We start from the raw sequence: 14361 nt of genomic DNA on the forward strand, positions 1-14361 counted from the left end.
ATCAAGTCCCCCTCACGGTGAACCGGTGGCGCGGTTGGCGATAGGCGGGATCGAACTCTCGCTGGACGGAGTCGCGATCATCCCTGCCGAGTCGCGTCCAGGTGGTGAAGGCGTTGGGCGCTCTCGTCGTTCCGAACCCATAGGGGAGGCTGATCCCGATGAGGTCCGTGATGAGGTAGCGATCGTGGATATCATTCCACAGGAACACCTCCAGCGAGAGCCCAGCGGTCTTCGCGGCGGTCTCGATGGCGGGCGTCAGCGCGGCGACAACGTCATTCACGCGCGGGCGCTTGTCGTTCCCACCGCCATACCAGGCCGCTCGATGAATCTCGATGCGGGGCTTGAGCGAGCGAGACTGGAGGCTCACCAGGATCTGCATCAGATCACCGTACTGATGGTGGTCCGTGGGATCGATAAATGGATCGATGAAGATGAGCGAGTTCGCGTGCCGCAACACCGCGTCGAGGGCCGACTGGTACTCGACGAGTGTTCGGCCGAGTCGCACCGACGGGCTGCGCGCCGCCCACCAAGGCGCGCTCGCCAGGCGGCTCACCGAGCACACTGAGCTGTTCGCCGCGTGCGGAGCTGCGGTCGCATCCGTCGCGATGATCCCTGCCAACGGGAGAGCCGCGTGACTTCCCAACGCCTCGAGGCACCACTCTCCATCCGTGTTGGGCGTCGTTGGGCGAACCGAATCCGCAGGTACCACACGTTGTTGCGTCCACAGCTTCTTCAGCAGCTCTTTGCCTCGTCCGTGCCACGGACGCGCGGAATCCTCGAACGTTCTCGCCCATTCGCCGCGCCGAAGATTGCGGACGAGGCCCTCATGCAGGAGGACCTCCTTGAGAGCCTGGAGATGCAGCCCGCAGACCTCCTCGCTGCTGTAGCTCGTGATGTCGAAGACGCCCGGAGTGAGCGCGTACTCGGCGAGGAGTGCCATCAGAGTACCTCCCGAAGCCCTTCCTCAAAGAAGCCTCCCGGCCACGCCTTCACCAGTTCACCGCGTTCGTTGAGCGGCATCATCCTGGTGATGCTCCGTGCACCGTCCTTCTCGACGAGAACGACGGAAACGTCTGCCGGACTTACCGGCCGAACACCCTCCGGAACCGTTCCTTCATGCGTCTCACGCATCCGGCGCATGACCCGCAGGAGGAGGTGTTCACTGTGTGTCTCGACGAGGATCATGCGTCGCTGCCCCTCGCGGCGCGCCGCCTCCATCACCAGGTCACCGAGCCCCACTTGCACCGCAGGATGCACGTGAACCTCGGGCTGTTCGACGAGCGTGAGGCCACCGCGCCCTTCGATGGCCGCGACGACGACGGGAATGAGCTGCGAGATGCCGGCCCCCACCTCGGACGGCAGCACGAAAGAGCCCGCGCCCGTGTCTAGGAGAAGCCGGCGGACGGTCTTGTCGACGTGGCCGTCGGAAAGCTCCTCGGCGTCGGCGCTCCCGTCGAAGAGCTGCTGCACGACCACCTGGCAGCCCGCTCCAAGCCGTCGGAGCCAGGCGTTCGTCCGCTCGACGAGCGTGAGCCTATCTGCGAGGAGCAGGTCCCATGCGGTAAGGCCATCCGCCCAGCTCGTGATGCGGCCGGCGCGTTCATAGAGGAACCCGCGCGGCGGAATCGTTCGCAGCGGACCGATGTACTGCGCATCTCGAAGGAAGCTGGCGAGCTGCGAGGTGGTGCCGAGAACGATCATCTCGAGGAAAGTGCGAACCTGCTGCGCGGTAGCTGCCTTCTCGGGCGCATCGTCACCAAGCGGGATCACCCGCAGCGGCTCGTTTGGGGGCGGCAACGCAGAGAGTCGTGAGCGCGAAAGCGCGACGAGCGGTAATGCCCGACCATCGGTGAAGCCGATCAGGTCGTCGAGCCCGACGACAGCGCCTCGCTCGGGGAAGCCAGGATCAACCCCTCGATGCCACTCCGGCTCTGGCACGCTGATGGAGAGCCATGACTCCGCAACGTTTGCAGCTGCGTCCGCAACGAGCGGATGGCCGAGGTTGATGCGTGCATAGAGCGGGTCTCCTTCGCGAAGGGAGCCCGGCGTCTCGAGCCACACCAGGGGTTCGAGCTCACCGTTTACGCCGATGGCGGCACGCTCGACCATCGCCCCGTGAAAGGCCGCGGCGGTGCGATGCTGAATGGTCAGCTCGAGCCATGCGCTCTCGACCTCATCGTCGAGGTCGGGGAACGGGAACTCCGTGAGATCGCGCCCGAAGCGCTCGAGCCCGCCCGGCGTCGCGAACTCGGCTCGCAGCACGATGGCGCGCTGGCGATCGTGCCGGTGGACGAGCCGCACGAACCCGCCGAGCTCCAGGATGCTGCCGCCCAGCTCGGTGCGATCCACGTCGGCCGAGCCGCGCTCGATCAGCTCGTGCAGGTACAGGAGCGCCTGGAGGATCGTGCTCTTGCCGGCGCTGTTGGCGCCGAAGAGCAGCGTCAGCGGCGCGAAGTCGATGCGCTGCCGCGCCGCGATGCCCTTGAAGTTCTCGATCTCGAGGGAGGTCAGCATCAGCCCGCCTCCTTCGGCTCGTCCATCCACCGGGGAGCGAGACGCAGGAGCGCGGCCGTCATCGCGATGGCGAGCTCGGCGTCCTCGCGTGTGTAGTACCCGTCAGGAGCGTTGGCATGATGCGTCGGGGACAGAAACAGTTGGACCGCGAGCTGCAGCGCAGAGAAGCGCTCGACCTGCGACATCGTGCCGGCCTTCTCCTGAAGGAACCGCGCAACCTCGGTCGGGGCCTTGCCTCCAAACCCTGCGTTCTTCAGCTCGTCCAGGGCGATGCGGCAGCGGCGCATCGCTTCGGCATAGCTCCCTTCATTCCGGGAGTTGACCGCTTGCACAAGGCGCTGCCTGCCCTGCGCGGTGGCGTCGGGGCCTGACGACGGTAGCCGGAGCTCGGTGAGGAGCGTGTCACAGTAGCCGACGCTCTTGAGAAGCCCGAGCCACTGCTCCCTCGGCACCTTGAAGGCGTAGGTGTCGGAGGTGGGCCGGACGTCCAGGCCCGGCGCGCATCCCTGGTGCCGCGCGATGAGGAACGGATGCGCGACGAGCGTCATGACAAGCTCGAGCGAGCCACCATCACGCGCAGCCTCGAGCGCCACGAGTGCCGGCGTTGTGAGCGGCAAAGTGAATCGAAGGCTGCCGGTCGACGAATGGCTCGGGGGCAGGATCACGTCCGCCGGAGTCGGGAGCGCGAAGCCAAGCCGAAGCTCGCCTCGAGCAGTACGCGCGGTCACCTCGCTCGGCTGCGGCACCAGCGAGACCGGACCCTTCTCCTGCCACGGCCACTCGACCAGGCGAAACGAGACGTCGATGTGAACGTGAGCACCAGCGGCCACACTGGTGCCACTCACCGTGGCTCCCGTCGGCTCCGCGGCGATGCGTTGTCCGCACTGCCAGCTCATGAGACGGCACCTCCCGAGAACGCGCGCTGAACCAGGGAAACAAATAAATCCTCCGAAGCCTGGAATCCGAGTTCGAGCCTCTCCTGAGCCAATCTCAGGCGGTTGCGAACGCCACGAATCCTCTGCTGAACATGCCCGGGAGGAATGGGGATCGGAAACGCTCGGAGCTGAGACAGGTTGAGACCCGGCTTGGTTTGCCCGTATTGCGAACGTGCGATCAACGCCTGCCCCCCCCGATCGTTCACGAGAAACGCAGTGAGCACATCTGCGTCCAGCCCTGGAAGCACACGAAGGATCGCGACATGTTGACTCACGAACGCGCCGGCGTGGCCTTGCGTCGCGCGGGCGGCCCGCCCAATCTTCGACCCGGTGATAGTGAGAAGCACATCGTTCTCTTGAACCCTTGTGCGTTCGGCCTCTGCGCCATGGGGCGCAACGACGAATGCTGCATCTTTGTCGGATATTGCGTCCATTTGGACGTCCAGCGATCGAATAAATCGGTCTCCCCGATCTGCGTAGTGCTCTGCCCAGCCGCGTGAGCCACTTGTTACAAAGCCGAGGTACCTGCCGAGAGGTTCCACCGGCCACCCCTTCGGGTTCGTCACCGGGTCACCGAACATCTCTAGAAACACCGAGCGCAGCAGCTCCTCGGCGAGGGCAATGGCCTCCTTCCGCTTGCGGCGGATGGTGTCGGCCTTGTCGAGGATGTCAGCCATGCGGCGCTGATCTACAAGGGGCGGAAGCGGCAAGGGCGCAGAACGAATGTCGTCTTGCGTGACGTTCGTCATTGAGCCGCTCGTGCCACCGGCTCGACTCTCAAAGTGCTTCCTCGCAGCCACTGACCGGAGTGCTCGTGCGAGATAGCGTCGGTCGACGCGAGCGTCGTCTGGAATAAGCCGCAGAATCTTGTCAGACAGGAGGAGATGCGGGTGGTCCCCCTCCACAAGAACGGGCGCGCCGACAAGATCACGAGTGTTCGCCCTCGAGATGAGAAGATCGCCGTGCATGGGACGAGGACAGTCACCCGGGTCGTAATCGTCGAGGATCGCCTTGTTCTCTTGCGGCCGAAACTCCCCCCATGTGACAGCACTGACCTTGAGAATACCCAGCTCGCCCGGCTGCGCAGGTCGCTCCTTCGTTTTGACGCTCTTCCCGGCCTGGATGCCGATCAGTACATCCCCGACAACCGAGTGAGCCCCCCTCACAGCAGCGCCTCCAATTCGCTCAAGTCCTTCGCAATCTCCGCTTCGAGCATGCGCAGCCTGGCGATGATCTTCTTCGGCGGGTCGTACTTGACCTCTTCGTGCTTCGCTTCCTTGTAGCGGTTGATCGAGAGATCGAAGTCCTTCTCCTCGATCTCCTTCACCGGCACCATGAAATGCTTCGCGGTGCGATCGGTGTCCTTCTTGTAGTTTCGCCTCCGCCAGCGCTCGAGCGCATCCGGAAGATCATTCTCGCTGACCGAGTCGCGCTTGTCGTCGAGCGAGAAGCCGTCGGCCTCGACGTCGTAGAAGAACACGTGATCGGTCTTGCCGCCCTTGGCGAAGACCAGGATGGCCGTGGACACGCCGGCATAGGGCTTGAACACGCCGCTCGGCAGCGAGATGACCGCGTCGAGCTGGTTGTGCTTCACCAGCATCATGCGCAGCGCGGTATGCGCCTTCGACGAGCCGAACAGTACGCCGTCCGGCACGATCGTGGCGCTGCGGCCGCCCTTCTTGAGCATCCGCAGGATGAGCGCCACGAAGAGCAGCTCGGTCTTCTTCGTCTTCACCGCCTGGGTCAGCGTCGGGTGAACGTCGCCCTCGTCGAGGCTGCCCTTGAACGGCGGGTTGGCGAGGATGACGTCGAAGCCACCCGTGGCCTGCTTCGCGAACTTCTCGGGGAACGAGTTCGACAGCGTGTCCTGGTAGTGGATGTCCGGGTTGTCCACGCCGTGGAGCATCAGGTTCATCGACGCGATCCGGAGCATCGTCGCGTCGAAGTCGAAGCCGTGGAACATGCCGTTCTGGATGTGGTCGCGGTACGGCTCGAGCAGATCGCCCGTGTAGATGGTCTCGCCGCTTTCGCCCCTGAGCTTGCCCTTCGGCGAGGTGTGCGTCTCGAGCAGGTACTGCATCACGCCCACGAGGAAGCCTGCGGTGCCGCAGGCCGGGTCGCCAACCGTCTCGGTCGGCTTCGGCTCGAGCAGCTCCACCATGAACCGGATGATATGCCGGGGCGTGCGGAACTGGCCGTTGATGCCGGCCGTCGTCAGCTTGCTGAGCAGGTATTCGTAGAGGTCACCCTTCGCGTCGCCCTCGGTGATCGGCAGCTTGTCGATCCTGTTCACCGCCAAGACCAGGAGGTTCGGCTTCTGGATCATGAGCTGCGCGTCCTGCATGTACTCGGCGAAGGTCGTCCCGCCGTTCAGCTTGCGGAAGTGCGGAAAGACCTCGTCGCGGACGACGCGCAGCATCTCGACCGCATCCGTCTGCTTGAAGTTCTTCCAGCGCCGCGGATCGTGCGGCCCGCTGAAGCGCCCCTTGAAGGGCTTCTTCAGCCGCTCGGCCTTGCGCTCGCCGGTCGTCTCCATAACGTCGAGCAGGCGCGCGAACATCAGGAACGATATCTGCTCGATCACGGTGAGCGGGTTGGTGATGCCCCCGGTCCAGAACTCGGTCCAGAGCCTGTCGATGTCGCTCTTCTGCTGCGTGGTCAGTGTGCTCATGATGCTTGGCTCGCGGGTGGCCGCTCGCTGGGAGCAGCCCTCTTGGGCTCGAAGACGCTGAGGATGTGAAGGAGCGCATCCACGTCCCCTGCGTCCTGGAAGATGCCGTCCATGCTCTCGGCATGGAGGGTGGTGAACGGAGGCTCGTACAGGCGCTCGAGCTCGATGCCCCCGTTCTGGGCGATGTAGTTCTGGAGCACTTGCAGGAAGCGGAGTTGCTGCGACGACAGGCGCGGGTGCTTGTGCACGAAGTCCGAAAACGCCTGCTCGACCGCCGCAGCGTCGAGTCCGACGAGCCCGCGGAACACGGTGAGGAGCGACCGCCGCGTCTCGGGGTCGTGGCCGGCGAGGTGCTTCACGTTCGCCTTGTCGTCGACCTGGAGCACGAGGCGCGCGAGCTCGTCGAGCTCGTCCTCGCGCACGCTCTTACCCGCGCGGATGCGCTGGAGCGTGGGGTTCTCGGCAAAGTGTTCGCGCAGCACCGACTCGACGCGCCGCCTGTACTCGACGAGATCGAGCCCCTCTAGCTTCGGGATGTAAGCTTCCGCGGCGAAGCCGTCGTCGGTGACGTCGAACACCTGCGGCGCCACGCGCGCCGTGGGCGGGAGCTGCTGGTACTTCATGATGCCCCGCAGATCCCGGCGCAGCCCCTCGAGATGATGCACCTCGACGCTGGCCCAGAAGTCCTTGCTGCGAACCTGCTTGATCGCGTCGGCCTTCGCCTTGACGGGGTTCTGGTTCTTGGCGAGGAGCTCGACCGCCTCCTCGACACGCGCGCGCAGGTCCTGAACCTTGGGCGCCGTCGGGCCGCCCTTGACCACCTCGACCTCGAGGCGGGTCATGAGCAGGTCGAAGCGGTAGGCATCCTCGTCGCCGCGAATGCTGCGCAGGTGCTGCAGGGGGGCGACGAGCGAAAGCAAGTCGGCCTTGGTGGCAGCGGCGAAGTGGTGCACGCGATCGCCGTCGGCGAGGAGCTCGAGCTCCTTCCAGCGGTCGCGTGCGTCGATGGCATTCGTGTCGCGCACCGCCCGGATGTCGCCGAGGATGAGCGCGGCGGCCGCCTCGAAGGTGTCCTGGTCCATCTTGTCGAGCGCCACCTGCGCGAGCTCGACGCGCGCCTCGAAGAGGTGCTGCAAGAGCGACTTCTGCGGCGAGGGCTGGGTCTCCTTGTACTTCTCGTCGAAGAACCAGAAGTTCTGCCAGTGGTCGAAGATGAGGAACTCGGTCTTGTCGCGCCCCGGACCGAAGAGGTGCTTCCGCAAGCGCGTACCGCGCCCGATCATCTGCCAGAACTTCACGTACGACTTCACCGGCTTGGCGAAGACGAGGTTCACGACCTCGGGCACGTCGATGCCGGTGTCGAGCATGTCGACGGAGATCGCGATCGTCAGCTCGCTGTCTGGATTCTTGAAGTCGTCGATGAGCTGGTCGGCCTTGGGCTCCTGGTTGTCGATGACGCGACAGAACGTCGAGCCGTACTGCGGGTAGAGCTCGCTGAAGACCTCGGCCAGATGCACCGCGTGCACGTGGCTGCGCGCGAACACGATGGTTTTGCCGATGTGGCTTCCGGTCGCCTCGCGGAAGCCGCCGTCCATGAGCGAGCGCCAGATCGCCCGCGTCGTGTCGCGATTGAAGAAATGCTTGTCGAGGTCCTCGCTGTCGTAGTCGACCTGCTGGGCCTGCGGGTCCTGGTCCTCGAGCTCGGCCTGCTGCTCGGGCGTCATGTCCGCGTAGCGGAAGCCGTCGCGGCTGAACTTCGTGCTCACCGCCACGACGCGGAAGGGCACGAGGAACGGCGGCTTGCTGTTGATCGCATCCTCGAAGCTGAAGTGCGAGGTGGGGTCGCGGTCTTCGCAGCCGAAGAGGCCGTACGTGTTGCGCTCGATGAAGCGAACGGGCGTGGCCGTGAGCCCCACCTCGAGCGCGTCGAAGTACTGAAAGAGCGAACGGAATTTCTTGTAGATGCTGCGATGGGACTCGTCGGCGATGATGAGGTCGAAGAAGCCGACGTCGAAGTCCTCGAAGCACTTCATCATCGCCGGGTACGTCGCGAGGTAGATGCGCTTGTCGCGGTCGTTCGCGGTGCTGGCATCGACGATCACGCGCGGCTCGCCCGGCATGAACTGCTTGAAGACGCGGTCGGCCTGCTTGCGCAGCTCGCGGCGGTCGCAGAGAAAGAGGATGCGCTTCACCCAGCCCGCGCGCATCAGCACGTCGCACAGCGAAATGGCGACGCGCGTCTTGCCGGTGCCCGTGGCCTGCACCACGAGGGTCTTCCGGAAGTTGCGAGTGAAGCGCTCGCACACCCGCTTCACCGCCTCGAGCTGGTACATGCGATTCGCGATGGCGAGGTTCGGCTCGACGGTCGCGAGCGGCTTCTTGTTCGCGCGCTGGTGGACGAGGTACTCGAGGCTGTCCTTCGAGTAGAAGCCGTAGACCGTCCGGTACGGGTAGCCCTGCACGTCGTCCCAGAGGAAGACGTCGACGCCATTGGTGAAGAAGATGACGGGCCGCACGCCGGTCTCCTTCTCCAGGCAGGAGGCATACATCCGGGCCTGCTCGGCCCCCTCACGCGCGTCCTTCGCCGTCTTCTTGGCCTCGATCACGGCCAGCGGCTTGCCATCGTCGCCGTAGAGCACGTAGTCCGCGATGCCGTCGCCGCTCGGGGTGGGCATGCCGGTCAGCTTCACCTCCTGCCGCACCTGCTCGGTGTTCGCGCCGCTCGCGCCGACGTTCCAGCCGGCCGCGAGCAGCGCCTGATCGATGAGCCGACGCCGCGTCGTCTCCTCGTTGAAATGGAGGAACGACGCGACCCTCTGCCCCTCTTCCTTCAGCTTCTCGAGCTCGGTGGCGTGCTCGGTGGCGGCGCGCTCGGCATCGAGGCGCTTCTTCGTCTCGGCTTCGAGCGCCGCGAGCACCGACTCGTACTTGGCCTCGGCGAGGCGAAGCTTCTCGAGGGCGTCCTTCGTCTTCGCGGCGCTCGCCGGCTCGGGCGGTGGCGCCACGTACGTCGGCGCCGCGTCGAGCTTGCCACCGTCGATCTGCACGTGAAACCAGCGCGCGATGTCGAAGAGCTGCGAAAGGCACTCGAGTGAGAGCTGGCTCGTGATCGGCCGGCGGGGATGCGCGGCGTGGTTGCCTGCCTTGCGCACCGCGTGGAGCTTGTTCTGTACGACCTCGGGGACGGCCTGCCGGAAGGAGGTCTCGTTCATCAGGTCGTTGAGGTTGTCGGACAGCGGCGGGCGCAGGGGATAGCGCTCGTAGATCGCCACCACGGCATGTTCGACGAAGCTGCGCTGCTTGATGAGCGAGCTCGCGGGGTCGTCGTGCGCGTAGCGCTCCGCGAAGCCCGCGAGGTCGGCCAGCACCGCGCGACGAGCCCGCAGGAACTCGAAGTTCTGTGACTTCATGTGCGGGACGTCCTCCCTGGCGACGCTGGCGACCATGCCGGCGCTCTCTTCAACGTCCCTATCAACGTCCGTGCCATCAGCTCTCCACCTTGTACTTCGCGAGCCAGTTCGTCAGCGTCTGGTAGCTGGGCAAGCCCACCAGCTCCGCGGCCTTGGTCTTGTTGCCGTGCGCCTCGTCCATCGCGCGCCCGAGGTAGTGGCGCGCGACATCTCTCATGAGATTCTGCAGATTGAGGCCGCCTCCAAGGGGGCGCCCGAGCACGTCCTGCTTCGCCGCGGGAGCCGTGGGTAGGAGCGCCTCGCGCACGTCTTCGGAGGAGATCACGGCGGCGTCGCTCCAGATTGCGGCGCGGCGAAGGGTGTTCAGGAGCTCCCGGACGTTGCCGGGCCAGGGGTGCGACAGAAGAAGATTCCTTGCGCCCGTAGAAAGCTTCTTCTCCTTGAAGCCTGGCTCGGTCGCCGCTTCCTGGTTCACCTGCGCGAGCAAGTGGTCGATGAGGACACCGAGGTCGCCCGAGCGCTCGCGCAGCGGAGGGATGGTCATAACGGCAACGGCGAGTCGGTAGAAGAGATCCTCGCGAAAGCGGCCGGAAGCGATCTCGTCGGTCAGCGTGCGGTTGGTGGCAGCGACGATGCGCACGTCGACCTTCGTCGCCTTGCTGGCGCCCAGGCGGACCACCTCTCCTTCCTGGATGGCGCGCAGCAGCTTCACCTGCGCGGGCCCGGGCAGCTCGCCCAGCTCGTCGAGGAAGAGCGTGCCGCCGTCGGCCGCCTCGAAGTGCCCCTTGCGCTGCTGCATTGCCCCAGTGAACGCCCCCTTCTCGTGACCGAACAGCTCGGACTCCACGAGCTCGGCGGGGATGGCTCCGCAGTTCACCGCGATGAAGGGCCGGTCTCGGCGCGGGCTCGCGCGGTGGATCGCACGTGCGAGCATCTCCTTGCCTGTGCCGGATTCGCCCTCGATGAGCACGGGGACGTTCCGGATGGCGACGCGTCGGGCGCGCTGGATGAGCCGGTCCATGACGCGGCTCTTGTGGATGATGTCGGCGAATTCCGGGGCTTCCGGAGGCTCCCCCCCGCTCGTCTGGCGCAGGCGCTCGTCGGGCTCGCGCAAGAGGTCGGGCAGGAACTCTGCCGAAAGGTCGAACGGAACCGAGGCGGTGCGGACGCCGTGCTCTCGCGACGACTCGATCAGCTCGGCGGGGAAGCGCGTCTTCCCAAGGATGATCCATACCGCCGCCATCGCAGGCGTGCCCGGGCTCAGGTGGAGCGCGAGCGCCGTCTCGCGTCGACGATCACCGAGCGCGCGCTCGATGCCACGAACGGCGGCCTGGTAGATCTCGCCGAACTGCGTCGGACCGGAGAGCTTCTCGTAGAGCACCTCGACGCGCGACGAGGACCGCTTGCGCAGCCACTTCACGTAGGGCTGGATGACGTCGTCGTCGTAGTCGGAGAGCAGGAAGGCTTCGTCGAAGGCTCGTCCGTCGAGAGCCTGCGCGATCGGTCCCAGGCCCACCAGCTGGCTTTCGGTGGGGGCCCGTAGGTCGGTCTTTCCGATCCACGCCACGAGGACCTTGCGCACAGCGGGACGATACAAGACATTTTGCGCTGGCACAAGGAGCCTTGTTCGCGCAGTGTCCGAAGTGGCGGGATTTCCCTGCTCCTGCCTGGCCTGAACGAGCGGGCGGGCGTTGGCACGATGGCCGCAATGGTGGGCCGGCATGACGAACATGATTGGCACCCAGCCCCTTTCGGTCTGCGTCGTCTTCGCCACCGACGAGGTGGCCCTCGATCTGCGCGACCGCCGTCCCGACAGCCTCGCGCTCTTCGGGGAGCTCGACGAGGCAAGCCGCGACCAGCTCGCCCACGACGCATGGGCCATCGGCCTGCGCGCTCTCGCGAACGCCCACGCGGCGGCGCAGGAGTCGAAGCTGAAGGACGTCGGCGCGGCGCTCGTCGGCGACATCGACCGGCAGCTTCGCCTCTACGTCGAACAGCAGCAGCAGACGATCGGCGCCGTCCTGACCCGCTACTTCGATCCGAAGGACGGTCAGGTGACGCAGCGGCTCTCGGCGTTCGTCGATGACCACGGCGTGCTCGCGCGGCTCCTCGAAAAGTACCTCGGACCGCAGAACAGCGTGCTCGCCGAAGCGCTGGCGAAGCAGGTCGGCGAGACCAGCCCGCTCTTCAGGAAGCTGAGCCCCACCGACAGCACGGGCCTCGTGAAAGTGCTCGAGGCCCAGCTCCGCGCCGTCATGAGCCAAGGGCACGCCGAGCTGGTCCGTGCCCTCGACCCGCTCGCAGAGGATGGTGCGGTCTCGCGGTTCCTCAGGAGCCTCCGCGAGGAGCTGAAGGGCGCCGACGAGGATCGCCAGATGCAGCTCTCCACTGCCCTCGCTGCCCTCGATGCGAACGACGAGCAGTCGCTCTTGAGCCGCTTGGTTCGTGAGACGCATCGTGCGCGTCAGGACGTGCTCGCGGCCGTGAACCCTGACGCGCCGTCGTCGCCCATGGCGCTCTTGAAGGCGAGCCTGACGAAGCTGCTAGAGGAGCAATCGACGGCACAGCTGGCTCTCGCCAAGCGCCAGGAGGAGCGGCAGGTGCAGTTCGAGAAGGAGGTCCGAGAGGCGCTGGTGCGCATCGAGCTCAAGCGCTCGCAGGACCAGAAGAGCACGCGCGGCGGGCTCGTGTTCGAGGACGCCGTCCTCTCGTTCGTGCGCGCAGCGACCCAGGGGGCGCCGTGTATCTTCGAAGCCACCGGAGCGACCGCGGGCGTGGGTCGGAGCAAGAAGGGCGACGCAGTCGTGCGGTTCACCGAGGAGAGCGCGTTCGCCGGTGCCGGCGTCGTGTTCGAGGCCAAGCGCGACGCGGGCTACGCGGTGCAGAAGGCGCTCGACGAGCTCGATGCGGCTCGCAAGAACCGTGACGCGGCCGCGGGCGTGTTCGTGATGGCACGGTCGCACGCGAGCGATGTGTTCCCGCGCTTCGCGCGCTACGGGAACAACGTGCTCGTGGTCTGGGATGACCAGGACCCGACCACCGATACGTACCTGCACGCGGCCATCTTGCTGGGTATCGGCCTCGTCACGCGCACCAAGACCGTGGGTGATGCCGGCGACATCATCGCCCTGCGCGACATCGAGGCGCGCATCGAGGACGAGCTGTCGCGGCTCGAGAAGATGGAGAAGCACAGCGACACGATCCGCAAGAACGTCGAGGGCATCAGCGACGAGATCCGCAAGGCGCATAAGGCGCTCGACCTGCTCCTGCGAAAGGCGCAGAGCACCCTGCGGGCGCTGAACGTCGAGGTGCTCGACGAAGCGACTGAAGCGGCGAGCCCGCTAAGCCTGCCGAAGGGATCGCTCGCGGCCGCCGTGTTGGCACTTCCCGGTTGCGGCGGGGCGGCGTGAAGCGGCGCCGGCAGCCGGCCCCCGCCAGCAGCCGCGCCTTCAACCCCTCCCACCGGCACCGCTGCTCCTGCCAGTCGACCATCCCGAGCACCGCCTCCCGCAGCCAGCGCTCGCACGGCCCGCTGACGCGGAATGAGGCGTGCTGGTACGCTATCGGTATGTTCGATCGCAACGCTCTTCTTGGACAGCTCGGCCCCGCGTCCACGAACCGAGACGCAGAACGACTTCTGCCGTGGAGGGCGAGCTGCTTGCGCCACGCCGTCAGCAGGGAGCTGTTGATGCCCTCGCGGCGCAGCAGCGCCTCGATGTCGCCGCGCTGGGTGCATGCAGCCGCCTCGCGAACGATGCGCAGCTTCTCCGCCGCCGAGAACTTCCGCCTCTTACCCGGCTTCGGCACAGTCTCGACGGCGACGCCACTCGGGCGGGGAGCAGCGCCCTGCGCCGCTGGGGCGGGGGTAGAATCGACGGATCGGAGATGGGAAGGCTTCGGCACGGGTCATGTCCATTTTCCGCCCGCTCACCACAGATTTCCAGGGGGAGCCTGTCTCACCCGACGTTGGCACAGAGGTCCCGACTGGCGGGTGACCATCGAGTCGGTATCGCGCGCAGGCCAGGCAGGTCGGCTTTACGCCTTCCTCGACATGAACCAGAGCCTGCGTGTGGTGGCGAAGCTGCCGTCGGTGCCGCTTCCGGCACGCTTCCGGCTTACGACGAACTGCAGGAACACGAAGGCCATAGCCCGAAGCGGGGCAGCGCTCGCCAGCATCGACATTCGTCTGCTGCCCGGCTCGCCGTCGGGTGAGGCGCCTGCGGTCCGAATGGCAGCGACGGCGGTGGCCGAGGCGGGGTTGGTGCTCTCCGAGGTCCGTCAACTGCTGCAGCAAGGCATCAAGCCGCAACAACTCGCGCTGCTCGGCGCCGCCTCCTACGCGAAGGGCCCGCTCGCACGCCACGCAGCGGTGGACGGGGTCCCGCTCGTCGACGATGCCGTCGGCTGGAGGCGAGGCGCTGGCGTCCTCGTGACAACAGCGCGAGCCTTCAAAGGACTCGAGGCGGACGTCGTGGTCGCCTACGGCCTCAGCGGGTTCGACGCGCTCTTCACGCCGACCGACCTCTACGTGGCGTGGACCAGAGCGCGACATCGCCTTGTCCTTGTTTGCCAGTCCGGCGAGGTGCGCGCGACGGTCGAGGCGGCGCTCGCGGAGCGCCGAACGGGATTCAAGAGAGGCTGCGGCTGTTAAACGGGACAGTTGAACGCTACGCTTCTGTCCCGCCTCGCTGTTAGGCGCTCTCGGCTTCTCTCTCCCCGGTGGCCAGAGAAGAGAGCGCGAACGCCGTTCAGATCGTCCCGCGCGAGCCAGCATTCCCGCGCGCGGCGCTCTCAGCGTGAACGCTGTCCCGGCGCCCGCGACACCGCACGA

Annotated in this window: 9 protein-coding genes and 2 pseudogenes; 2 read left to right on the forward strand and 9 right to left on the reverse strand. The window is 66.2% G+C overall.

The genetic code is table 11. The annotated features are described in order from the left end of the window. Position 1: 1 nt before the first annotated feature. The 8 genes and pseudogenes from WME76_RS46235 to WME76_RS46270 form a co-directional block, all read right to left on the reverse strand. A complete protein-coding gene (locus WME76_RS46235; RefSeq protein WP_437962603.1) occupies positions 2–940 on the reverse strand; it encodes a hypothetical protein in 939 nt (312 codons plus the stop codon). Next, complete coding sequence (locus WME76_RS46240; protein ID WP_437962604.1) at positions 940–2514, reverse strand: AAA family ATPase; 1575 nt, start codon at positions 2512–2514, stop codon at positions 940–942. The genes WME76_RS46235 and WME76_RS46240 overlap by 1 nt, the downstream gene beginning before the upstream one ends. Continuing rightward, positions 2514–3410 (reverse strand): hypothetical protein, encoded by an 897-nt coding sequence (locus tag WME76_RS46245; protein ID WP_437962605.1) that lies wholly within the window; start codon positions 3408–3410, stop codon positions 2514–2516. Before WME76_RS46245 ends, WME76_RS46240 begins: the two co-directional genes overlap by 1 nt. Then, entirely contained in the window at positions 3407–4126 is a 720-nt protein-coding gene (locus WME76_RS46250) for a restriction endonuclease subunit S (RefSeq protein ID WP_437963035.1), read from the reverse strand. The genes WME76_RS46245 and WME76_RS46250 overlap by 4 nt, the downstream gene beginning before the upstream one ends. Positions 4127–4129: 3 nt before the next feature. Continuing rightward, positions 4130–4417, reverse strand: a pseudogene (locus WME76_RS46255) (restriction endonuclease subunit S); the annotation flags it as partial. Positions 4418–4611: 194 nt separating this feature from the next. Then, entirely contained in the window at positions 4612–6120 is a 1509-nt protein-coding gene (locus WME76_RS46260; protein WP_437962606.1) for a type I restriction-modification system subunit M, read from the reverse strand. Next, on the reverse strand, positions 6117–9530 hold the full coding sequence (locus WME76_RS46265; protein ID WP_437962607.1) for a DEAD/DEAH box helicase family protein: 3414 nt from the start codon (positions 9528–9530) through the stop codon (positions 6117–6119). Before WME76_RS46265 ends, WME76_RS46260 begins: the two co-directional genes overlap by 4 nt. Positions 9531–9606: 76 nt before the next feature. Next, entirely contained in the window at positions 9607–11112 is a 1506-nt protein-coding gene (locus tag WME76_RS46270) for a sigma-54 interaction domain-containing protein (RefSeq protein WP_437962608.1), read from the reverse strand. Between the two features lie 139 nt (positions 11113–11251). Here WME76_RS46270 and WME76_RS46275 point away from each other — a divergent pair, with 139 nt between their 5' ends. After that, a complete protein-coding gene (locus tag WME76_RS46275) occupies positions 11252–12940 on the forward strand; it encodes a hypothetical protein (RefSeq protein ID WP_437962609.1) in 1689 nt (562 codons plus the stop codon). A 226-nt stretch (positions 12941–13166) separates the two neighbouring features. Here WME76_RS46275 and WME76_RS46280 read toward each other — a convergent pair. Then, a pseudogene (locus WME76_RS46280) lies at positions 13167–13433 on the reverse strand (transposase); the annotation flags it as partial. A gap of 88 nt (positions 13434–13521) precedes the next feature. Here WME76_RS46280 and WME76_RS46285 point away from each other — a divergent pair. Further along, positions 13522–14181, forward strand: coding sequence for a hypothetical protein (locus tag WME76_RS46285; RefSeq protein WP_437962610.1), 660 nt, complete (start codon positions 13522–13524; stop codon positions 14179–14181). Positions 14182–14361 lie beyond the last annotated feature (180 nt).

The sequence above is a fragment of the Sorangium sp. So ce119 genome, assembly GCF_051524405.1.
Taxonomy (GTDB): Bacteria; Myxococcota_A; Polyangia; order Polyangiales; family Polyangiaceae; genus Sorangium; species Sorangium cellulosum_G.